At 50.4% G+C, this 23,144-nt stretch carries 24 protein-coding genes; 11 read left to right on the top strand and 13 right to left on the bottom strand.

What is annotated here, in order from left to right:
- Window positions 1–130: 130 nt before the first annotated feature.
- The 9 genes from BLS03_RS10650 (at window position 131) to BLS03_RS10610 (ending at window position 6,864) form a co-directional block, all read left to right on the top strand.
- Window positions 131–1,273, top strand: a complete 1,143-nt coding sequence (locus BLS03_RS10650) for an amine dehydrogenase large subunit (RefSeq protein WP_093273362.1) — start codon at window positions 131–133, stop codon at window positions 1,271–1,273.
- Window position 1,274: 1 nt separating this feature from the next.
- Entirely contained in the window at window positions 1,275–1,829 is a 555-nt protein-coding gene (locus BLS03_RS10645) for a MauE/DoxX family redox-associated membrane protein (RefSeq protein ID WP_093273359.1), read from the top strand.
- Complete coding sequence (locus tag BLS03_RS10640; RefSeq protein ID WP_093273356.1) at window positions 1,830–2,435, top strand: thioredoxin domain-containing protein; 606 nt, start codon at window positions 1,830–1,832, stop codon at window positions 2,433–2,435.
- A 19-nt stretch (window positions 2,436–2,454) separates the two neighbouring features.
- Window positions 2,455–2,994, top strand: a complete 540-nt coding sequence (locus BLS03_RS10635) for a methylamine dehydrogenase light chain (RefSeq protein ID WP_093273354.1) — start codon at window positions 2,455–2,457, stop codon at window positions 2,992–2,994.
- Window positions 2,987–3,424 (top strand): c-type cytochrome, encoded by a 438-nt coding sequence (locus BLS03_RS10630; protein ID WP_093273351.1) that lies wholly within the window; start codon window positions 2,987–2,989, stop codon window positions 3,422–3,424. Before BLS03_RS10635 ends, BLS03_RS10630 begins: the two co-directional genes overlap by 8 nt.
- A 4-nt stretch (window positions 3,425–3,428) precedes the next feature.
- Window positions 3,429–3,878, top strand: coding sequence for a hypothetical protein (locus BLS03_RS25900; protein ID WP_245696654.1), 450 nt, complete (start codon window positions 3,429–3,431; stop codon window positions 3,876–3,878).
- 175 nt (window positions 3,879–4,053) lie between these two features.
- Window positions 4,054–4,410, top strand: a complete 357-nt coding sequence (locus BLS03_RS10620; RefSeq protein WP_093273349.1) for a DnaJ family domain-containing protein — start codon at window positions 4,054–4,056, stop codon at window positions 4,408–4,410.
- Window positions 4,411–4,664: 254 nt separating this feature from the next.
- Window positions 4,665–5,789: a hypothetical protein gene (locus BLS03_RS10615; RefSeq protein WP_093273346.1), complete on the top strand. Its 1,125-nt coding sequence runs from the start codon at window positions 4,665–4,667 to the stop codon at window positions 5,787–5,789.
- 28 nt (window positions 5,790–5,817) lie between these two features.
- On the top strand, window positions 5,818–6,864 hold the full coding sequence (locus BLS03_RS10610; protein ID WP_093273344.1) for a hypothetical protein: 1,047 nt from the start codon (window positions 5,818–5,820) through the stop codon (window positions 6,862–6,864).
- Between the two features lie 94 nt (window positions 6,865–6,958).
- Here BLS03_RS10610 and BLS03_RS10605 read toward each other — a convergent pair whose 3' ends face one another.
- The 13 genes from BLS03_RS10605 to urtA form a co-directional block, all read right to left on the bottom strand.
- Window positions 6,959–7,522: a HupE/UreJ family protein gene (locus tag BLS03_RS10605; RefSeq protein ID WP_093273341.1), complete on the bottom strand. Its 564-nt coding sequence runs from the start codon at window positions 7,520–7,522 to the stop codon at window positions 6,959–6,961.
- 56 nt (window positions 7,523–7,578) lie between these two features.
- Complete coding sequence (gene ureG, locus BLS03_RS10600) at window positions 7,579–8,244, bottom strand: urease accessory protein UreG (protein WP_093273337.1); 666 nt, start codon at window positions 8,242–8,244, stop codon at window positions 7,579–7,581.
- A gap of 2 nt (window positions 8,245–8,246) precedes the next feature.
- Window positions 8,247–8,915 (bottom strand): urease accessory protein UreF, encoded by a 669-nt coding sequence (locus tag BLS03_RS10595; RefSeq protein WP_093273335.1) that lies wholly within the window; start codon window positions 8,913–8,915, stop codon window positions 8,247–8,249.
- Entirely contained in the window at window positions 8,915–9,418 is a 504-nt protein-coding gene (gene ureE / locus BLS03_RS10590) for an urease accessory protein UreE (RefSeq protein ID WP_093273332.1), read from the bottom strand. Before ureE ends, BLS03_RS10595 begins: the two co-directional genes overlap by 1 nt.
- A 117-nt stretch (window positions 9,419–9,535) precedes the next feature.
- The gene (gene ureC, locus BLS03_RS10585) at window positions 9,536–11,242 is read right to left on the bottom strand and encodes an urease subunit alpha (RefSeq protein WP_093273330.1); all 1,707 of its coding nucleotides are present in this window, start codon (window positions 11,240–11,242) and stop codon (window positions 9,536–9,538) included.
- 17 nt (window positions 11,243–11,259) lie between these two features.
- On the bottom strand, window positions 11,260–11,565 hold the full coding sequence (locus BLS03_RS10580; protein WP_093273327.1) for an urease subunit beta: 306 nt from the start codon (window positions 11,563–11,565) through the stop codon (window positions 11,260–11,262).
- An 8-nt stretch (window positions 11,566–11,573) separates the two neighbouring features.
- Complete coding sequence (ureA, locus tag BLS03_RS10575) at window positions 11,574–11,876, bottom strand: urease subunit gamma (RefSeq protein ID WP_093273325.1); 303 nt, start codon at window positions 11,874–11,876, stop codon at window positions 11,574–11,576.
- Between the two features lie 66 nt (window positions 11,877–11,942).
- Window positions 11,943–12,830, bottom strand: a complete 888-nt coding sequence (locus BLS03_RS10570) for an urease accessory protein UreD (protein WP_245696653.1) — start codon at window positions 12,828–12,830, stop codon at window positions 11,943–11,945.
- A gap of 5 nt (window positions 12,831–12,835) precedes the next feature.
- Complete coding sequence (urtE, locus tag BLS03_RS10565) at window positions 12,836–13,531, bottom strand: urea ABC transporter ATP-binding subunit UrtE (protein WP_093273320.1); 696 nt, start codon at window positions 13,529–13,531, stop codon at window positions 12,836–12,838.
- Window positions 13,525–14,364: an urea ABC transporter ATP-binding protein UrtD gene (urtD, locus tag BLS03_RS10560; RefSeq protein ID WP_093273317.1), complete on the bottom strand. Its 840-nt coding sequence runs from the start codon at window positions 14,362–14,364 to the stop codon at window positions 13,525–13,527. The genes urtE and urtD overlap by 7 nt, the downstream gene beginning before the upstream one ends.
- Window positions 14,361–15,470 (bottom strand): urea ABC transporter permease subunit UrtC, encoded by a 1,110-nt coding sequence (urtC, locus tag BLS03_RS10555; RefSeq protein WP_093273314.1) that lies wholly within the window; start codon window positions 15,468–15,470, stop codon window positions 14,361–14,363. The genes urtD and urtC overlap by 4 nt, the downstream gene beginning before the upstream one ends.
- A gap of 3 nt (window positions 15,471–15,473) precedes the next feature.
- The gene (urtB, locus tag BLS03_RS10550; RefSeq protein ID WP_245696652.1) at window positions 15,474–17,126 is read right to left on the bottom strand and encodes an urea ABC transporter permease subunit UrtB; all 1,653 of its coding nucleotides are present in this window, start codon (window positions 17,124–17,126) and stop codon (window positions 15,474–15,476) included.
- Between the two features lie 87 nt (window positions 17,127–17,213).
- Window positions 17,214–18,488, bottom strand: a complete 1,275-nt coding sequence (gene urtA, locus BLS03_RS10545) for an urea ABC transporter substrate-binding protein (protein ID WP_093273312.1) — start codon at window positions 18,486–18,488, stop codon at window positions 17,214–17,216.
- Between the two features lie 283 nt (window positions 18,489–18,771).
- Here urtA and BLS03_RS10540 point away from each other — a divergent pair, with 283 nt between their 5' ends.
- Entirely contained in the window at window positions 18,772–22,128 is a 3,357-nt protein-coding gene (locus tag BLS03_RS10540) for a hybrid sensor histidine kinase/response regulator (RefSeq protein ID WP_245696651.1), read from the top strand.
- Window positions 22,121–23,071, top strand: coding sequence for a response regulator transcription factor (locus BLS03_RS10535; protein ID WP_093273308.1), 951 nt, complete (start codon window positions 22,121–22,123; stop codon window positions 23,069–23,071). The genes BLS03_RS10540 and BLS03_RS10535 overlap by 8 nt, the downstream gene beginning before the upstream one ends.
- Window positions 23,072–23,144 lie beyond the last annotated feature (73 nt).

The following is a 23,144-nucleotide window of genomic DNA, read 5'->3' as shown; positions in this document are numbered from 1 at the left end:
ATCAGTGAGTTATTAACATCGCATGTTGAAATCGATTACAAATGCAACAACTACGCAGCGTGTTGGTACACTGCTTGCTCATTAAGTAACTGCTTAAACACTCTTTCTTGTATCTGAAAAGGAATATTCTATGAGAAAAACTTTAGTGTGCCTGCTGGTGTGTAGCGCATTCTCCCAAGCCCCCGTCGCGCTGGCTGAGACTCAGTTCGTTCCAGACCATGTCTCGGTGGAAAAAGAGATAAAACCCGGCCCAAATGTGTTCGTCATGGACCAAAGTTGGAGCGGTACCAGCATGGTCACGGTATTTGGTTCCAATGATCTTAAAGCCAAAGGCAATATCTCAACTGGGCTGATTTCGCAATTCGGGCTGTCTAAAGATAAATCCAAACTCTATACCGCTTCGGTTTACCCAAAACGCATTGTTTGGGGGGATATCGATGCGGTTGTGCAAAAGTTTGACGTTAAAGGGCTTAAGCTGGATAAAGAGATCGAAACCTCGCCCAAAATGGCGCAAGTGTCTGCCACCGTAAACACATTTAGTCTCTCTTCTGGCGATAAATACGCGTTCGTACAAAATGCCACGCCAGCGGCGTCAGTGTCCGTGGTCGACCTTGCGACCAATAAAGCGGTCTTGGAAGTCCCAACGCCAGGCTGCTGGGGCATTTACCCATCTCAAGATGCAACCAAGTTCAGCTCGCTATGCGGTGATGGTACGGTGACGAGCTATCAACTTAGTAGTGATGCGAGCAGCTACGAAGCATCAAAAAGCGACAAAATTTTTGATACTGACAGCGACGCGCTTTTCATCACCTCACAACGTGATGGCAACAAGCTAATGTTCACCTCGTTCAACGGCAATATGTACGTGCTAGACGATTCAGGCAAAACCGCCAAACTGGATGAAAAATTTAGCTATACCAAAGGCATCGACGGTGGTTGGGTACCCGGCGGCTACGAAGTGATCGCCTACAACAAACCCAATGACATCATGTTTGTCACCATGCACCCCGACGGTCACGAAGGCAGCCATAAAGATGGCGCGACTGAAATTTGGGGCGTCAACATGAAGACGCACAAAGTCGTGACACGCATGAAAGCCGAAGAACCCATTTCACTGGCGGTTTCGCAAACCAAAAGCCCAGACCTATTTGCTTTAACCGACTGGGGCATTGTGACCAAATACTCCTTTAGCGGCTCGCCTCTGGCAGGTAAAGAAGTCAATAAAATCGAAGACGCTGGCGGCTTTACCCAAATGCTGATGGTGGATTATTAATATGATGAGCTCATGGATTGCGTGCTTACACTTAACGCTACTCACCTTCATGGTGTTGGTATTTACGCAAGCCGCGCTGCATAAAGCCTCTGATTTACGTCGTTTTTCCGGCTATATCGCCAACTATTCGCCCAAACTCGATAAAGCCAGTATGGCGATTGCAACCGCGCTTCTCGGTGCGGAAATCGCGGCGGTACTGATGAGTATCAGCGCCCAATATACCGATTTAGGTGCGGGGCTGATGCTGATCCTGCTGGCATGTTATACCAGCGCGATGTGGCAAAGCTTGAAGAATAATCATCGTGAAATTGATTGCGGCTGCGGCGGCACCCCTGTGGTGGTATCGCGAAAAACCATCGTTCGCAATAGCGTATTGGCCGCGTTGACTGGCTTAATTTTAGTCACGCATTACCAAGCACTCAACCTTGCCGAATTACTGGTGGCACTGATGAGCGGCTGTGTACTTTGGCTTGGTTATTTTCTGGTCGAGCAACTGCTGCACAATCAAGATTCGCTGTTAAAGCTCCATCAAGCTTCTCAAGAAAAGGAGTTCTAAATGAACACTGTAATACTCTTCGCCCTGACGATTCTGTCTATCTTAGTGGTGTGCCTGATCGTGGCGTTTTTGGCCCTATCACGCCAAGTAGGTGTTCTGTTTGAACGCATTACACCGGTTGGCGCGATGATCAACAATAACGGACCAGAACTTGGCGAGACCCCGGCACCAATGACTCTGCCGAGTTTAAATTTAGGCATGGTCACCCTAGGCGGCCAGCAGCCAAAAAGTACATTGGTGCTGTTTGTTTCACCGAGCTGTCCAATTTGTAAAGTGCTGCTGCCGCTAATGAGTGGTCTGCAAAAACAAGAGCAGTCTTGGTTGAACGTGGTGCTTGCCAGTGATGGTGATGAACCAGCGCAGCGCGAACTCATCGCCAAACATAAACTCGACACCATTCCTTATGTGTTGTCACAGCAACTTGGGCTGAATTATCGCGTTGCTAAGCTGCCCTTTTCGGTGTTGATGGATGAAAACGGCGCCATTGTCTCAAAAGGCCTAATCAACAGCCGCGAACAGCTTGAAAGCCTCTTTAATGCCAAGGAATCTGGCTATCAATCACTGCAAGATTTCTCTGAAAAACAAACCGTATCAGTTAGTCACTAAGAGTTGTGGAGAACCTTCTATGAAAAAACTCAGCGAAATAATTTTTAATGCCATGGATAGGCTGTCAGAGAAGAGCGTTCGCCACTCTGCCCGTCATATTGGCCGTCGTAACTTTTTGTCGAAAGCGGGCAAAGTCTTTGTCGGCGCAAGCGTATTACCCCTGCTGCCTTTTGATCGCAGCTCGGGCAAAGTTTACGCCGCCGAAGGTCCAACCGATGACGACACCAGCTGTGAATATTGGCGTTACTGTGCCCTAGACGGCAACTTGTGCGCCAACTCAGGCGGCAGTATTTCTACTTGCCCTCCTGGCTCTGAAGCATCGAAAGTGGCTTGGATCGGCACCTGTCTCAATCCAAACGACAACAAGAGCTACTTAGTGTCGTATAACGACTGCTGTGGTAAAGCTATTGTGAACACCTCAACGTCTTGCCTCAATAGTGAACGAGAACGCCCAGGATACCGTATGGGCCTTCATAACGATATCAACTGGTGTATGGCGAATACCAATAAAGGTTATCACTGTACCGTTGCTGCATTAGTGGGGCTTGCCAATGAATAAACGCGTGTCATTAGCACTGATTGTAGGTTGCATGTTGTCTGGCGCAGCGGCGGCGCAAACAGGTCAAGAACTGTTTACCGCCAACTGCTCTGGTTGTCATGGTGCTGATGCGCACGGTATCGAGGGGCTTGCCCCCTCGTTACACAACCCCGATTTATGGACCAAGCTTGGCGCCCATCGTGATAACTATATCGCGGGTGTGGTAACAGGCGGAATGAGCGGAAAAATTGAGTCGTTAGGTAAAACCTATCAAGGGTTTGCCATGCCACCACAAAGCTTCTTGTCGTCAGCCGATTTAGTGCAAATCACTCACTATATTATCGATGACGTCAACCAGTTAAAAGGCGGTCCAAGTGAAGCACTTATCGACCAATATAAGCAAAAACCACTGACTCACGGTGAATTGCATAAGCTCCGTAGCGGAGGTTAATACCATGAAAGTGCATAAATGGAGTGCACGCTTGGCACTTTTGAGTGCGTGCATTTTGCCACTTGCAGCCCAGGCGCTGGGTAACACACCAGAGCAGAACTACATTCTGAAATGCGCTGGCTGTCATACCCTGCAAGGTGGTGGTTCGGTACCCGGCGGCGTGCCACCATTGCCCGGCTATTTAGGAACTTTTATGGCCGATAAGCAAGGTCGAGTGTATTTGATGAATGTCCCTGGCGTGGCATCATCTGGGCTGTCTCATCAAGAGTTAGCGACCCTGATGAACTACCTCAATGATAAATGGGGCGAGCCAAGCAAAACCAAGCCATACACGACAGCGGAAGTGGATAATATTCTCAAAAAACCGCTCGCCGATGTGGTCAAATACCGCCGAGCAATTGTTGCACGCTTTGATAAACAAGGCATCGCAACCGGCAATTATCCTTGGCCTTAATCGCTTAGTCATGGCCAGCTCACCTAAAACAACGAGGCTCTTTTTGAGCCTCTTTTCATTCATTTTCAATCGATGCTGAGAATTGGGCGAAATCTTTACGCCTTGCCTTGAATGTTATTAATGAAGGCGTAAGCTAATCGAAAGCTCACTCAAACCTAAATTTAACCACAGACCAATGAGTATATTGTTTGACCAACTGGCAGAGCGGCGTATTCAACAGGCAATAAATGAAGGACAGATGGACGATCTGCCCGGTAAAGGCGAGCCACTGAATATCGATGATGACAGCATGGTGCCCGAGCATTTACGCATGGGGTATCGAATATTAAAAAACGCCGGTTTTATTCCCCCAGAGCTTGAACAACGTAATCAAGCTTTAGAGCTTTGCGATCTGGTGGCGCAATGTGAGCCCGATTCGAAGGAACAAAGAGTGGCACTAGGAAAAATTCATCAACTAGAGCTTAAGATGCGCATCAAAGGCATCGATACCCGTTTTCTTCATCAATACCTACGAAAAATGCACTCATCTTAATTACCCTCTTTGACCGCGAGTTTTTCATCCAAAAACCTGATTTAGCATTGACTAAATTGATCCTTCTCAAAGCGCTTTAATCACTGGCGAAACCATTCTTATTTCCCCCTTAAACCAAATACCTACTCACGCTAAAGGAGGATAAAAGTACCAATCATACGCAGATTGACCTAAGCCAAGTTCGCGCTACCTATACTGCCAATAGTTCCTCCTATAAAAATCCAATATCCCTGCAAATATAAGGAGTAATGAATATGACTGTTTATGTTGGCACCACCAATACCGATGGCACAGGGTCAGCCAGAGACCTCAGTTCAGCTAATAGCTTTCTGATTCCCTTTGACTCCATTTCCGGACCAGACGATGACGAACTGGCATTAGAAGGTGTGTGGGTGAATGGCTACATCGATGAAAATCTAAGCATCACTGAAACCATAGAAAAATTTGGCGTGGCTAACTTTGAATACAGCTTTGCAGCGAGCAACCTTTCGAATTGGAACTCAGCAAATTTAAAAGAAATTGCCCTATATAACCTCGATGACAGCTACATAGAAATTAATAATTTTGTCGATGTTACGTTTATATCCGACTACTACGGAATCTGGGGAACCGGGCATGATGGGTATCAAAAGCTTGTCATCAACGATGCTAAACGAGGCTACATCGATACCAGAAACTCGGAAGGTAATCCTCGTGTCTTCAGTGAAGATAGCCCGGACTACGGCTACACATTTGACGGTTATAATGAAATGGACACCACCACCTGTTGGTCGAATATTACTATTCGGCCGCACAGTAATGGCGCTTCTTGGAGTAACCTATTTGAAATCTACACAGGTTACGCGGAAGACACCGTCTATTTTACGTCACAACAAGATGGCGAGACGGATACCTCGACCAAATGGACCGAATTTAAAGTTGACCTTGGCGAAGACAACGACATTTTTATCTACGAGTTAACTCATAGCGTGAATGACGACCAACAGCGTTTTGTCGATGGTGGTGACGGAAATGACGCACTTTTCCTACGCGTTGACACCGACGACTTAGAATTTGTCAATTTTGAACTTATCAGTTCAAACAACAACAGTATTTACCTAGACCAATCACTGCTTGCCAATAATCAAACCGAGCTTGGACTGATCATTAACAATACCTCTGTTAAATTTTCGCAAGACATCACCAGCGTTGAAATTTATGAATTGAGTGAGGAGCAACTCGAGTATTTAGACTCAACCACAGACTGGCAGCAATACAGTTATAACGGGGGTTCTAATTCATGGATCAGCAGCGATGAATTCTACTCAGTCAGCGTAACGACCGAGGAAGGCACCTACATTCTGCTGATGAATAGCGTAGACGACCTGACGCTTGGTTAACCTTGCTATCTGAAATGAGGAGAACTTTATGACTATCTATATCGGCACCACCAACACCGACGGCAGCGGCTCGGCGCAAAATCTCAACGCCGATAACAGTTTTTCACCCACTTTCGAGTACATTTCTGGCCCACTAGAGTCGCAGCCTGAAGGGACTTGGGTGTACGGCTATGTTGATGATGTTCTAAGCGTGACAAAAACCGAAGAGCGTTACTGCGTATACTGCTTTGAGTACAGTATTGAAGCTACCAATTTAAGTACGTGGAATGCAGAAGGCTTAAAAGAGATCGCCATGTATGACGTTGAAGAAGGCTATGTGGAGATCAATAACTTTGTCGATGTTTACTTTATTAACGACTATTACGGCACCGCTGAACCATATGGCTACGATGGAGATCAAACATTAGTTATCAACGATGCTAAGCGTGGCTATATCGATACTCGCAATACTCGCGGTGATCCTGCTGATGAAGGTATAACCTATCAGATGGTTAGTAGTACCGATATCATTATTGCTCCGCATAGTAATGGTGATTCGTGGAGTAACCTGTTTGAAGTCTATACCGGCCTTGGTAGTGATAAAGTGACATTTACCGCCAGCCAAGACGACGGCAGCCGTGACACCTCAACGCAGTGGACGGAGTTTTACGTCGATTTAGGTGAATATCGCGATACCTTCACCTACGATTTAACTCATAGCGTCAGCAGCGACCAACTGCGCTACGTCGATGGGGGTGACGATACCGACACTTTGACCTTGTTGGTTGATACCGATGACCTCGATTTTGAAAACTTTGAAATCATCACCTCTGATGGCGTGACGCTTAGCCTCACTGCAAATTCACTCGAACAAAATAGCACAAGCGAAATAGGACTGATTATTGAAGATACCTACGTCGAATTCGGCGCGGATATCCTTGACGCCAGCGTTTCATCGCTGAGCGACGCGCAACAAGATTACTTAGAAGAGCTTAACTTCGACAGCGATGAATATTCAACCATAACTGTAACCACCGACGATGGCGCGACTTACACTCTGCTGATGAACGAAGTTGATGATCTTGTTGCCGCTTAACGTTTAGCCAACACTCAATGAATGCCAGATGACAAAAGGGAAGCTGACACTTCCCTTTTGGCTTATTCGATTGATTGCTAGACCTGATCGCCGCTCAATTACGGCGACGCTTGGCGCAGTGCAACTCGCGGCTCGCGCTTTTTATCCAGCGCGCTATTAGCATGGTTGCCGTCATCACCAACACACTGGCGGTAAGCGAGCCAAAGCCAAATTCGCTGACTGCGCCAATCGCTTCCGCGCCTTGAACCAGTCCATGACAGGCGCTAAATGCCGCGATGGCGAGCATCGCAACCCAGCGCATCGCACCGCCTTTACGCAGCGCGTAAACCGCAATTGGCAGAATGACAAGTGACACGGTCACCAAACCTTCCACCTGATGAGCACTCGACCACTCAACGCCAACAAAAAATCCGCCTATCAACGCGAGGGCAAAGCAGCCGATAATCTGCGCTGCTTTACGGCTTGAATAGCTGGCGGCAAAAATGCCAATCAGTATCAGCGCCGTTAAGTGGTCAAGCCCAGTTAACGGGTGCAAAAAGCCAGTTGTAAAACTCGCCTGCATACCATGTTCACCAAGATGGCCTACATGGGCAAAACATGGCGCGCTGAGCAAAGTCACGGCGCCAGCGAGCACCCATTGACGTGTACCAATAACCATAAAATACTCCCTATTTTTTGATATCCAGTTGTTAAAATACCGAGCTGATTTGCCGGCTATACTGCAGTTTCGGGCGCGGTCCCAGGCTCAGTCACCCGCACATTGACATCTCGCTTGGCGAGCATGCCTTGCTCCACAATAAAATTGATGATGGTTTGCAAGCCGTCACCGCGAATCAAGTTAGTAAACACAAACGGCTTATCGCCGCGCATTTTGCGCGCGTCGCGCTCCATTACTTCAAGCGAGGCGTTGACCATAGGCGCAAGGTCGGTTTTGTTGATGATCAGAAGATCTGACTTAGTGATCCCAGGCCCACCTTTGCGCGGAATTTTGTCGCCTGCGCACACATCAATCACATACAGGGTTAAATCCGATAGTTCAGGGCTAAAAGTGGCGCTTAAGTTATCGCCGCCGCTCTCCACCAGCACAAACTCAAGATTGGGGTGGCGCTGGAGCAACTCATCAATCGCTGCAAGATTCATCGACGCATCTTCGCGAATCGCGGTGTGCGGACAGCCGCCCGTTTCCACCCCCATAATGCGGTCCGACTCAAGCGCCTCATGGCGCATTAAAAATTCGGCATCTTCTTTGGTGTAAATATCATTGGTCACCACCGCCAAATCGTAGTGCTCGCGCATCGCGCTGCACAGTTGGCGCAGCAGCGCGGTTTTGCCAGAGCCGACTGGGCCGCCGACGCCAACACGTAAACATTCTGAGCTCATCCTTAACTCCTAAACAGTCGTGAATATTGGGTTTCATGCCAGGCGCTGACCATGGCAAAGTTGGGTAGTGTCAAACCGATCTCGTCATCGTCCACCTCCAGCCCGTGGGCGATGGCGTCTTCAATAGCGGGCATTAACGCCAGCAGCACGGTTTGCGCCGAGGTTTGACCCAGCGGCACCGTTTTACATGCGGCCATCACCTGATTTTCCAGCCAGCTCCACAGCCAACCGGTCATCGCCGCCTCAAGCGGCACGCGAAAATGCACGCAAGCCTTGGCATACAAAGGCAAGTAGCTTAAGCCTTGGGTTTGCTCGCTAAGCTCAACATCTAGACTTTTCAGCAAGCGGCGAAGTGTCAAACCGAGTTTTTGCTCCTCCATCACCAGCTCTGCGGTTTCGCGATTGGCGAGCAAAATCGCCTGCCAATGAGCAATTTCGGTAGTTTCGGTGTCGTTTCGCTGCCACGCTCGGTAGCAGCGCGCCAGCACAGGCAAATCAAGGTTGGCTTGCGCGCGGGTCAAAATCGGCTCAAGCCATTTGATTAAACTGGCCTCGTTGTTGACTAACCCAAGCTCCACCGCGCCTTCCAGCCCTTGGCTGTAGGCGAACGCGCCAATCGGTAAGCTTGGGCTGCTTAAATGCAGCACCGAAAGCAACGCATGGATCTCCATCAGTGATGGTGCCCCGAATGGGAATGGCCGTGATCATCGTGCTCATGATGATGGCTGTGACCACCAGCTCCGCCGTGAGAGCTGTGGTAAGCGCCATTTTCGGGGGTGAACTCGGCTTGATGGGCGCGGCAGGTTAAGCCAAGCACCTCAACCATATTTTGCAGTACATGGTCGGGCTGAAAACGCAGCCAGCGTTCACCAATGGCCATCGGGACATGGCGATTGCCCATGTGATAACACGCTTTTGCAAAAGTCTGCCAATCGCTGCAGCTTGCAGTCACCACCGCCTCTTTCTCAGCGACCACTTGCAGCACTTGCCCACATTCAGTATGGAGAAAGTCACCGTCATGGAGCACGTCGCCCCGAGTGAGAAAAAAGCCGACATCCAAGTTCGATTGGCTGAGAGCACGAAAGCGTCCTTTCTGGCGCAGCGCATAGGGCAAAACCACATTATCCAATACCGCGCCATGGTAGTGCTCGGAACGTCCAACCACTTTTAACATACTGGTTCTCCTTAACAATTTAGCCAGCCATCTTTGTTGTAAACCATACTGGGTTATAAACAGTGCTAGGTTGTAAACAATGCTGGCGATAAGATGGATATTCTTCAGGCAACGCATTTAAAACAGTGCGTAGCGCTGGGCGAGTGGCAGCTCGCTCGCCGGATCGCAAGTCAATAGCACCCCATCGGCCATCACCTCATAGGTTTGCGGATCAACACGGATGACTGGCATATAGCTGTTGTGCACCATGTCATTTTTGGTCACATCACGACAGTGAATACACGCCTCAATGCGGCGCTGCAGACTGAGCGTTTGCCGCAGACCATTGTTGACCGCAGCTTGGCTGGTGAAGGTCACCGACGTCGCCGCGCCTGCACTGCCAAAGCCGCCAAACATCAAGCGATAATGCACTGGCTGCGGGGTTGGAATCGAAGCGTTAGCATCGCCCATCGGCGCCGCGGCGATAAACCCACCTTTGATGATCAGCGCCGGCTTGACACCAAAAAACGCCGGCTTCCACAGCACAATATCGGCCAGTTTACCCGCCTCCAGCGACCCCACCCGATGGCTGATGCCATGGGCAATCGCCGGATTGATCGTGTATTTGGCGATAAAACGCTTGGCGCGAAAGTTATCCGCTTGGCGCGCTTCATCTTCGGGTAAAAAACCGCGCTGGATCTTCATTTTGTGCGCGGTCTGCCAAGTGCGGCAAATCACCTCACCGACGCGGCCCATGGCTTGGGAGTCGGATGCGATCATCGAAAACGCGCCAAGGTCGTGCAAAATATCTTCCGCGGCGATGGTCTCTTTACGAATTCGTGAGTCGGCAAACGCCACATCTTCGGGAATATTCGGGTCCAAGTGGTGACAGACCATCAACATATCGAGATGCTCATCAACGGTATTGACCGTGTACGGGCGCGTCGGGTTGGTCGAAGACGGCAACACGTTAGGCTGGCCGCACGCGACAATAATGTCCGGAGCATGACCACCACCTGCCCCTTCGGTGTGATAGGTATGAATAGTGCGATCTTTAAACGCGGCTAAGGTGTCTTCAACAAAGCCGGATTCATTAAGTGTATCGGTGTGAATGGCCACCTGAACGTCATATTTTTCCGCCACCGCTAAGCAGTTATCAATCGAGGCTGGGGTGGTGCCCCAATCTTCATGCAGCTTTAAACCGCACGCGCCCGCTTCGAGCTGCTCGGCAAGGGCTTCGGGCAAACTGGCGTTGCCTTTGCCCAAAAAACCAAAATTCATCGGCAGCAAATCGGTGCTGCGCAGCATCTGCGACAAATTCCACGCACCCGGCGTACACGTCGTGGCGTTAGTACCGGTGGCAGGCCCTGTGCCGCCGCCAATCATAGTGGTGGTACCCGACATCAGCGCCTCTTCGATTTGCTGCGGGCAGATAAAATGGATGTGAGCATCGATGGCACCTGCGGTCACGATATGACCTTCACCGGCAATGACTTCGGTGCTGGCACCGATATGAATCGTCACATCAGGTTGAATATCGCTGTTACCGGCTTTGCCAATCGCGGCGATGTTGCCATCTTTAATGCCGATATCGGCTTTGACGATTCCCCAGTGATCAAGAATCAAGGCGTTGGTTATTACGCAATCCACCACCTCGCTGCGGCATTTCTGCCCTTGCCCCATACCATCGCGAATCACTTTGCCGCCGCCAAATTTGACTTCATCGCCGTAGGTGGTGAAATCCTCCTCGACTTCAATCCAAAGCTCGGTATCCGCCAGTCGCACTTTGTCACCGACGGTTGGACCGTACATATCGGCGTAAGCTTGGCGAGTTATTTGTGCCATTGCGCTCTCCTTAGCGTTTACAATTTGCCCATGATTTGACCGCGAAAGCCGTACACTTCGCGCTCGCCCGCCATTGCCACCAACTCAACGCTGCGACTTTGCCCTGGCTCAAAACGCACTGCCGTGCCCGCGGCGATATTAAGGCGCATACCCTTGGTTTGTTCGCGGTCAAAATCCAGCGCCGGGTTGGTTTCATAAAAATGGTAATGGCTGCCAACCTGAATGGGCCGATCGCCATGATTCACCACCGAAATGGTCACCACCACACGCCCTGCATTGAGCGTGATGGGCGAAGATTTAAGTTGGTATTCTCCCGGTTTCATCGTGCCTCCTATTGAATCGGCTGATGTACAGTCACAAGCTTGGTGCCATCAGGAAACGTCGCTTCGACTTGCACCTCTTCAAGCAGCTCAGCAATGCCGTCCATCACTTGTTGTTTGCTCAGCAGGCTGCGGCCTTCGCTCATCAACTGCGCCACGGTTTTGCCCTCGCGCGCCCCTTCCATGATTGCCGCCGAAATGTAAGCGCTCGCCTCGGGATAATTGAGCTTGATGCCGCGCGCTAAGCGCCGCTCAGCAACCAGCGCCGCGGTAAACAGCAATAATTTGTCTTTGTCTCTTGGGGATAATTCCATAGCCAATCCTTTATCCGTTCTTTATCAATCCGTTACGAAATCCGTTATTCAGCGCGTCGAGAAGTGTTAGGTATTCCAGATGCGCGGCGCGCACGGCGCAATACCAAACAGCAGCGGGCGCAGCCGTTGCCAACATTGGCGCAGCTGAATTTGCGCCTGCTCGCTACAGTCACCCAAATAACGCACCACAATCACGCCAAGGCGTTCGGTGACCGCGAGCGTCTTAGCGCAAGATTCCAACTCGCAGCGTAAAAGCTCAACCGCCTGCGTAGGCTTATCAATCCCCACCGCCACCAATACGCCAGATACCAGCTTGTTATCAAAGCCGCTCAGTGCATCAATTAATGGGTCGTCGGCGGCCAATATCTGGCGCTCTAGCAGCAGCGGCATATCGTTGTGATACAGCGCCAAACGCTGCTCGATACGGCCACTTTTAAACGGCAGCGCGCTTTTTGGCCTGCCTAAGCAAAACACATCACTGCCGATAAATTTCGCATCGCCATGCAAGTTGATGCGCGTCGAAAGCTTGCCGTGGGCGCCGTCAAACACAATGGTTTCCATCGGTAGCCATTCACAAGCAGCATCACGAACCGTTACATTTACCTGCTGGCGCTGCACGCCGCCGCTTGAGTCGGCGCGATAAATTTTGCCTGCCGATGGCGTGGTAAGCAGCGCGTGACTGCCCGGCTCGCACGTCACTTCAATATTAAGATCGTCCCCAGACACCAAGCCTCCCGGCGGATGCAACAAGTAAACATGACACACCCTACCCTCGGGATAAAATGCCCGTTGCACGCGAAGCGGACCTTGAAAGCGCATCTGAGTCAGTGCGGTTTTGCCTTCACTGGGCGCAAAACCTAGCGCCAAAAACGCTGGCCAGTGACGCTCGCGTTGGGTACACGTTTGAGAACTCGTATTAAGTTTTGCTGTGCAATTCATGGATAAGGAGCTCATCGCCGTTACACCGTTAAGTATTTTTTGACCAACGCATCATCAAGGCTTGGCATCTCACCACTCGCCACTTGGCGGCCACGATCGAGAATGCAAAATCGGTCAGCCACTTTGCGTGCAAACGGCAGCTTTTGCTCAACCAGCAATACGGTTAAGCCAATCTCTTGATTGAGGCGGCGAATGATGTCGCCAATTTCTGCCACCACGTTAGGCTGAATGCCTTCGGTCGGCTCATCTAAAATCAATAACTTAGGGTTAATGACCAGTGCGCGGCCAATCGCTAATTGCTGCTGCTGACCACCAGAGAGATCGCCGCCGCGCCGCGCCAGCATCTGCTTGAGCACCGGAAACAGCTCAAAGATAAAATCAGGAACTTGTTTGGCTTTGTCACCGCGCATCGGCAACCCAATGCGCAAATTCTCCTCCACCGTCAGCAGCGGAAATATCTGCCGACCTTGCGGCACATAGCCAATTCCAAGCGGCGCGCGTTTTTCCGCCGCCATGCTGGCAATATTGTGGCCCTGATACTCGATTTGCCCGCTTTGGGTGTGTAACAGCCCCATCACGCATTGCAATAAGGTGGTTTTGCCAACCCCGTTGCGGCCCATTAGGCAAGTGCACTGCCCCTTTGGCACTTGCATATCCAAATCCCACAAGGTGTGGCTCTGGCCGTAAAACTGGTTCAATCCTTTGATGGTTAACATGCTTCTTCTCCCAAATAGACTTCAACCACTTTGCGATTACTCTGCACCTCGGCCATGGTGCCTTCAGCCAGCACGCTGCCTTGGTGCAGTACGGTGACGTCTTTGGCAATTGAGCGCACGAAATCCATATCGTGCTCGACCAAGATGATGGTGCGCTCTCCCGCCAGTGAAGTGAGTAGCTCGGCGGTGCGATCCATCTCTTGGTGAGTCATGCCCGCGACGGGTTCGTCGACCAACAACAGTTTGGGGTTTTGCATCAACAGCATGCCGATTTCGAGCCACTGTTTTTGACCGTGCGACAATGCGCCAGCGGGCAAAAAGCGCTGCGCCTCTAAGCCAATTTGTTTGAGTACATAGTCGATATAATCGATGTCTGACGCGCTGAGTTTGGCCATCAGCGTCGAGAACACGGTTTTAGCGCCCGCCATGGCAAGCTCTAAGTTGTGAAACACGCTTTGGCTTTCAAATACGGTCGGCTTTTGGAATTTGCGCCCAATCCCGGCCTGAGCAATTTGCGGTTCATCGAGTTGGAGTAAATCGATATTTTGCCCAAACCACGCGCTGCCGCTGTCGGGGCGCGTCTTACCCGTAATGATGTCCATCATGGTGGTTTTACCCGCGCCATTGGGGCCGATAATGCAGCGCAGCTCGCCCTCTTTGATATACAAATTCAAATCGTTAATGGCTTTAAAGCCGTCAAAACTGACCGTCAAGCCTTCTAGATACAGCAAGTAGCCATGGCCGACCGTCAGCAGTGGATTGACTTTCGGGGTCATAAAATCATAAACGTGCTCGCGGTCAGTCAGTGCGCGCGCCATGGTTAAAATGCTCATGCTTGCGCCTCCTGAGCGGTATGTTTGGTTTTGCCATTAGCGCGACGCAGCCCGACCACACCTTTAGGTAAAAACAGCGTTACCAACACAAACATCGCGCCAAGGCTAAACAGCCACACATCCGGCAAGGCCGCGGTGAGATAGGTTTTGGCGTAGTTGACGGCAATCGCGCCCACCACTGCGCCATATAAGGTTGCGCGTCCGCCAAGCGCCACCCACACCACCAGTTCAATTGAGTTAAGCGGCGAGAATTCTGACGGGTTGATGATGCCCACTTGTGGCACATACAAAGCGCCTGCAATGCCAGCCAGTACCGCAGAGAAACAGAAAATCGCCAGCTTGATGTATTCCACTTTATAGCCGGTAAAACGGGTGCGCGATTCGGCGTCGCGCACCGCCATCGCCACTCGGCCAAGACGACTGACCACCACAAAACGGCAGGCTAAATAGCCCAAGCCAAGCGCCACGCCCGATAAGACAAACAACCACACTCGCGTGGCGTGCGCTTGCAGATCGAAGCCGAGAATATCTTTGAAGTCGGTTAGACCATTATTGCCGCCAAAGCCCATTTCGTTACGAAAGAACGCCAGCATCAAAGCATAAGTCAGCGCTTGGGTGATGATTGACAAATACACGCCGGTCACGCGTGAGCGAAACGCCAGCCAACCAAACACAAAAGCAAGAATGCCGGGGGCAAGCACGATCATCAGCGCCGCAAACCAGAAATGTTCAAACCCGTGCCAAAACCATGGCAGTTCTTTCCAGTTCAAAAACACCATAAAATCGGGCAACTCGGGGTTACCATAGATGCCACGGTCGCCAATTTGACGCATCAAATACATGCCCATTGCATAGCCGCCAAGGGCGAAAAATGCCGCATGCCCGAGGCTTAAAATGCCGAGATAACCCCACACTAAGTCCACCGCGACCGCCAGCAATGCGTAAGTTAAATACTTACCCATTAAGGTCACGGTATAGGTTGAAACATGCAGCGCACTGCCGGTTTGCACCCATAAATTGAGCGCTGGGACCAGACAAACCACCGCCACCAACACCAGTAGAAACAGCGCGGTTGAACGGTCAAATATCCTTGGTTGAAATTCCATATCTTAACCCTCAGCCGAGCGCCCTTTTTGAGGAAACAGTCCTCGAGGCTTTTTCTGAATAAAGAGAATGATGAACACCAGTACCAAAATTTTTGCCAGCACTGCGCCGGCCCAAGGCTCTAACACCTTATTGGCCACGCCCAGTGACATACCCGCCACCAAGGTGCCCCACAAATTGCCCACGCCGCCAAACACCACCACCATAAACGAGTCGATGATGTACGACTGACCAAGGTTTGGCCCGACGTTGGTGAGTTGGCTGAGCGCAACACCGGCAATGCCCGCAATGCCAGAACCCAGACCAAAGGTCATCGCATCAACCCACTCAGAGCGCACCCCCATCGCCCGCGCCATACTGCGGTTTTGCGATACGGCGCGCACCTCAATACCCAGGCGGGTAAAGCGTAAAATAAGGTACAAAGCCACAAATACAATCAAGCAAAACGCGATGATATACAGTCGATTTAACGTCAAGCTAAGCAGCGGGTTAATCTCAATGACTCCTTGCATCCAATCGGGCGTAGAAACTGAACGATTAAGTGGTGAAAACACACTGCGCACCGCTTGCTGAAGCACCAAACTGATGCCAAACGTCGCCAGTAACGTCTCAAGCGGCCTGCCGTACAAAAAGCGAATCACGCAGCGCTCGATCACCACGCCTGCTAGCGCGGAAACCAAAAACGCCAATGGAATCGAGACAAACAGTGACAAACCGATGTGGTTCGGCATTAGCGTTTGCACCACATAAGTGGTGTAAGCGCCGAGCATAATCAGTTCGCCATGGGCCATATTAATCACCCCCATCACGCCGAAAGTGATCGCCAGACCAATCGCGGCAAGCACCAATACCGAGCCAAGACTTAAGCCAAAAAACAGCGTCTGCGCCATATCGGCGACTTTCTCACGCTGCTCAATACTTGCCAGCGCTTTACGCACATCCGAATTGAGCGCGCTATCTGGGTGCTGATTCAGATATTGATTGAGCGCGTTACGCGCACTGGGTTGATAGCTCGATTGCAACACATCAAGCGCCGCTTTAAGCACCGCGTTATCGGTTGAGTTCGAGAGATCGAAAATCGCCAGCGCCATGCTGCCAAGCTCAAGCACGTCGCTATCCGTTTCTGACTCTAGATGACTTTTCAGCAGTTGATAGCTGGCTTGGTCCATATCGCCCATCAACTGGTTAATCGCATCCAAACGGCGATTGGCATCAGGGTTGGAAATATTCAGCGCCGCGATCATCGATTTAAGCTCGCCGCGCACTTTGTTATTAATACCAATCTTTTTTATTGCGCGAGATTTGACGCTTTGCGTCTGATCTTCTGCGCTGGCAAACAGTGGCGCAATCACATAATCGCGGCCTTGTTTGCTTTGTATGGTCACCAATGACGAGTCTTGTTTAAGTCGATACAAATCGCCATGCAGTAGCAGCGTTAATACCGCCGCCGCACGTTCATCACCACTTTGGGCAATCGCGCTCACGCCTTGGGATATTTGGCTGAAGCTGCCGGTTTTTAGCGCTTCTAGCCCTTGCTCAAATTTGGCGTTCTCAGCACTCAAACTTGGCTGAATATGGATTATCAGTAGCGCAACGCTCATCAGTAAAGCGCGCAGCCAAGTTGGAGATAGAATGAAAAACAATCGTTTGACGCCCATGGTAAAAACCTTTTGCTCAAAGCCGATGGATTCACAAACAGCGTGGAACTCACGCTGCCTGTGAAGTCATAAATTACAGGTTCAAACTCAGTAGTTTTGACCTGAACATTTGCCGGTTTTGACGTTGTAGTTACCGCAGCTTAGCGGCGCGCGCCAATCGGAAATCAGATCTTTTGAGCCGGGCAGATAATCTGACCATGCATCGCCTGCAACCAATCCGCTGGTTTTCCACACGGTTTGGAATTGTCCGTCATCTTGAATTTCACCGATCAACACAGGTTTGGTGATGTGATGGTTCGGCATCATGGTTGAATAACCGCCCGTTAGGTTAGGTACAGAAGTACCAATCAGCGCTTGTTGCACGGCATCTGGGTCGGTAGTACCTGCGGTTTGCACAGCTTTCACCCACATGTTAAAGCCGATATAGGTCGCTTCCATTGGGTCATTGGTGACGCGATTGTCGTCTTTAGTGAACTTATGCCACTGCTCGATGAACTCATCGTTTTGCTCAGAATCTTCGCTTTCAAAGTAGTTCCAAGCCGCCAAGTGTCCCACCAGCGGTGAGGTATCCATACCCGACAGTTCTTCTTCACCGACCGAGAACGCCACCACCGGAATGTCATCTGCGGTCACGCCTTGGTTAGCCAGCTCTTTGTAAAACGGTACGTTGGCATCGCCATTGACGGTTGAAACCACTGCGGTTTTCTTACCAGCCGAGCCAAATTTCTTAATGTCGGAGACGATGGATTGCCAGTCAGAGTGACCAAACGGGGTGTAATTGATCATGATGTCACTGTCGGCCACACCTTTGGCTTTCAAGTACGCTTCGAGAATCTTATTGGTGGTACGCGGATAGACATAATCGGTACCGGCCAATACCCAACGTTTCACGCCTTGGTCCATCAAATAGTCGACCGCTGGAATCGCTTGTTGGTTTGGCGCAGCGCCAGTGTAGAACACGTTTTTCGACGACTCTTCCCCTTCGTATTGCACCGGATAGAACAAAATGCTGTCGAGTTCTTCAAACACTGGCAATACCGATTTACGCGATACAGATGTCCAACAGCCAAATACTGCAGCAACTTTGTCTTTGGCGATGAGTTCACGGGCTTTTTCTGCAAACAGTGGCCAGTTAGAAGCCGGGTCAACCACCACAGGTTCAAGCTTTTTACCCAGCAAGCCGCCTTTTTTGTTTTGCTCGTCGATGAGCATCAACATGGTGTCTTTAAGCGTGGTTTCACTGATTGCCATGGTGCCTGACAGTGAGTGCAGCACGCCGACTTTAATGGTATCAGCCGCCATAGCATGAGCACTGAGCATCGCCGCAGCCAGCATCGCGGTGGAGAGGAATTTCCTTTTCATTGTTGTCCTTCCTTTGGTTAGTAATGAGTAGACAGTCAATTGCAAACTGTCACTCAGTATCAACGCGAATTATGGCGATGGATATGCGCAGTTTGCGCACTTTGACTACGTCAAACTACGCATATTCCAAGCCTTTGGCTTGCGGTATAATCGCGCGATAAATCTCAAACAAAAGACAGCCTTAGCGGCTCTTTTTTGCGACGATGCTGTTTGTCTTAGATGGATTGGCTGAGACGGATTGGCAAGGAGTGCCAATTAACGCTTGAAGGATTAAGAGAGAGGCATGCAAAAAGTTCCGGTAACGCGAAGGCGTTACAACAAGTTGGTCGCCAACGAACTGCTCGAAGATTTCGCGCTGCGCTTTACGGCTAAACGCGCGCGCAAATGGTCCGCAGGTTGGATCGCTAACACCGCCCTTGGCATCGTGTCGTTTTTGGTGTTGGAAGCACTTGGCGGCACCATCACACTCAACTATGGTGTGGTCAATTCGCTGTGGGCAATTGGCGGGGTGTCGCTGGTGGTAATGCTAAGCGGTATTCCGATTTGCTATTACGCCGCCAGATATGGCGTCGATGCCGATTTGCTCAGTCGCGGCGCCGGATTTGGTTATATCGGCTCAACCATCGCCTCGCTCATCTACGCCTCGTTCACCTTTATCTTTTTTGCCTTAGAGGCGGCGATTATGTCGATGGCGCTGCAGCTGCTGTTTGGCATCGAACTGTTTTGGGGTTATATCTTAAGCGCGGTGATTGTTATTCCACTGGTCACCCTTGGCATCTCCAATATCGGGCGCTTTCAGATGTGGTCACAGCCCTTGTGGCTACTGATGCAAATCATTCCACTGTTTTATGTGTTTAGTCATCCTGATAGTCAACTTGAACAATGGCTCGATTATGGCGGCGTATCCGGACATGCGCCGCAATTTGATTGGCTACTGTTTGGCGCCGCCTCAGCGGTGCTGCTGTCAGTGGTGGCGCAAATTGGCGAGCAGGTCGATTTTCTGCGCTTTTTGCCCGCACAAACACCATCGAGCAAATGGCGTTGGTGGGCGGCAATGCTGATTGGCGGCCCGGGTTGGATGCTGTTTGGCGCACTTAAAATTGCCTTGGGCAGTTTTCTTGCTTGGCTTGCCATCACCCGCGGCATTGCGCCGCAATTTGCCAGCGATCCTGCGCACATGTACGTTAACGTGTTTCAATACACCACAGACAATACCAAGCTGGCACTGCTGTGCGCCGGCTGCTTTGTGATCATTTCTCAGCTCAAAATTAACGTGGCTAACGCCTATGCCGGCTCGCTGGCATGGTCGAATTTTTTCTCGCGTTTAACCCATCATCATCCCGGACGTGTGGTGTGGATGGTATTTAATGTCTTGATTGCGCTACTTTTAATGGAGCTTGGCGTCTATCAACTGATTGAACAGACGCTGCAAGTCTATTCCGTGCTGGTGCTGGCGTGGATTGGCAGTATTGTTGCCGACCTAGTGATTAATAAGCCGCTCGGCCTTAGCCCCAAACACATTGAGTTTAAGCGTTCCAAACTTTACGACATTAACCCGGTTGGTCTTGGGTCAATGATCATCGCCTCCAGTTTTGGTCTCGCCGCTCATCTCGGCGCGTTCAACGATATTGTCAAAGCCTTTGCTTCCTATCTCTCTTTTGCCCTGCCATTTTTGACCGCGCCGCTGATTGCACTCGCCACCCGCAGCCGGTTTTATCTGGTGCCGAAAAATGTCATCTACCGCCAAGGAGAGCAAGAGCATACTTGTGTGGTGTGCGAACATCGCTTTGAAGAGGAAGATATGGCACTTTGCCCAGCTTATAAAGGCCATATTTGCTCATTGTGTTGCTCGCTCGATGTGCGCTGCCATGACAAATGTCGCCCAGAGGCCACCTTTCACGCCCAATTAAAGCGCTTCCTTAGCCCCTATTTACCCGGCCATTGGATTGGCAATCTGTCTTCTTCCGTGAGCCAGTTTGTGATGGTGATGGTATTGATGAGCCTTGCCATTGGCGCCATCTTGGCGCTCGCCTACAGCCAAGTGCCAAGTTTGGATAGCCTGAAAATGAGCGCGTTATCGCTCAGCCTATTCAAAGCCTTTACACTGCTTTTGATCCCAATTGGCGTGATCAGTTGGCTGTTTGTGCTGGCTCGGCGTAGTAGCCGTTTGGCCATGAACGAACTGCAAGCCCACACCAATCTGTTATCAAAAGAAATCACTGCCCACCAACGCACCTCCGAAGAACTGGAGCGCGCCAAACGCCAAGCGGAAACCGCCAACAACGCCAAAAGCCGTTATCTAGCCGGGCTTAGCCATGAGCTGCGTACCCCACTCAATGTATTGCTCGGCTACGCCCAGCTGCTGAGTAACGACCAAGAACTCAGCGCGCAAAAGCGCCAATATGCAGAGACTTTGCAGCGAAATGGTAAGCATCTCGGTGATTTATTGGAAAGCTTACTGGAAATTTCCAAAATCGAAGCTGGTCGAATGGAGCTGCATCGTGACCAATTCAATCTTCATTCGCTGCTTGAGCAGTTGGTCGAAGTATTTGAATTGCAAGCCGAGCGTAAAGGACTTGATTTTGAGCATCACTTTGCCAGCCAACTGCCTAAATTTGTTAGTGCCGACAAACAAAGATTGCGGCAAATTCTAATTAACTTACTCAATAACGCGGTGAAATATACCGAAAAAGGCATGATCGTGTTTTCGGTCAGTTATCGAAACCAAGTGGCGCGTTTTCAAGTTAGCGACACCGGCATTGGGATTTCCAGCGATGAACAAGCCCTGATATTTCGCCCGTTTGAACGTATTCAATCGGCGCAAACCGAGCACATTAACGGCACCGGCCTTGGCTTAACCATTTCCAATGCACTGGCCGAACTGATGGGCGGCGAGATAACATGTGTCAGTGAAAAAGATTGCGGTAGTACCTTTACACTCAACATGATGTTACCGCCGATTCGCGATTATCAAAGCGAGCCAGAGCTGTCTAACACCGCCGTGACGGGCTACCTTGGCGCGGTGAAAACCATTTTGGTGGTCGATGACATTCACGATCAGCGCGAGCTCATTAGCAATATTCTTAGCCCGCTCGGATTTAAAGTACTTAAGGCCAGTAACGCAGATACGGCACTCACCCTTGCTAAAAACCATCACATCGACTTGTTTATGCTCGATATTTTTATGCCGCAGGTGAATGGCTGGCAGTTGGCTATCAAACTGCGCCAGCAGCATTATCAGCAACCGATTGTGATGCTATCGGCCAATATTCAAGAGCTGGAAATTGGTAATCAAGAGAACGTGAGCCAACTGCAGCGCTATCACAATGGCTACCTGACTAAGCCAGTAGTGATATCGCAACTACTGGGCAAACTGAGCCAATTATTGAGCATTGAATGGACTTACGTGGCGAAGGGCTCATCTTTAGCCGCTGCGTCGAGTTATCCTAGCAACGCTGAACTCGCGCAGCTGAAAAGTTACGCCGAAATTGGCTATTTAAGCGCCTTTAATTCGCTGCTGGATAAATTGGAAGCCCAAGGACACCAAGGCAGCGCCTTTATTCACGCTATGCGCGAGGACGCGCAGCAATGTCGCTTTGCCGATATCGTCACAAAGATTAATGGACTGACTCATGAATGACCTCGCTGCAAACACACTGATTGTATTAGTTGTCGACGATTCTCCCGAATCGCTCGGCATGTTAAACGCCACCTTAAACCAAGCAGGATTGACGGTATTAGTGGCGCTCAATGGCTTGCAGGCGCTTGCCATCGTTGAAAAAATTCAGCCCGATGTGGTGCTGCTTGATGCGGTAATGCCCGAACTTGACGGCTTTGATACCTGCCTTCGGCTCAAAGAGCGCCTGCCCGCTGTGCCGATCATTTTTATGACCGGACTCAACGACTCGAAACACGTTATTAAGGGCTTTGAAGCGGGCGGCGTGGATTACATCACCAAACCGGTGGTGCCCGATGAAGTGCTGGCAAGAATTCGCGTGCATAGCCATAACGCGCAGATGGCAAAATCGGCGCAAGCCGCGCTTGATTACGCCGGACAGTTTATTTTTTGCGTATCGAAACTTGGCGATCTCGAATGGGCCACACCGCACGCACTAGAGCTCTTGAGCAAGCTTTGCGTGCCAACAACTTTACATGGAAGTGACGCAACATCCTCCCATTTTGGGCATGATATCAATCAGATATGGGCCAAACTGCAACCGGATATCGCCGCTTGGCTCGCTGGCGGCAACAGCGACAAGCCTCTGCGCCTTACTCAACTTAACGAACCGCTTGAAGCTTGTGTGGCAGGCAGTGATGAACATTTTCATGTGCTGCTACGCATCAATGTGCCAAAGCAGGCCGGCAGTGAAGACGATTTGCGCAGCGTATTTAATATCACCAAGCGTGAGTCGCAAGTGCTGTATTGGTTGTCATTTGGCAAAACCAACTGGGAAATTGCGCAAATTCTGCAAATGAGCCCACGTACCGTCAACAAGCACCTTGAGCAGATCTACAAAAAACTTGAAGTGGATAACCGCACCTCAGCCGTGAGTTTATCGATTCGAGTCCTGGAGAAAAACTGACTCTTAAGGATGATAATAGGGCCAATTGGAATAAATGTGTCATACAAGCTGGTTAGGATGTGTGCATTCACTA

Origin of the sequence: Vibrio xiamenensis, from assembly GCF_900100015.1 — a bacterium.
GTDB classification, from domain to species: Bacteria; Pseudomonadota; Gammaproteobacteria; order Enterobacterales; family Vibrionaceae; genus Vibrio; species Vibrio xiamenensis.
Note: the sequence above shows the minus strand (reverse complement) of the source record. Positions and strands in the feature narration are given on the sequence as shown.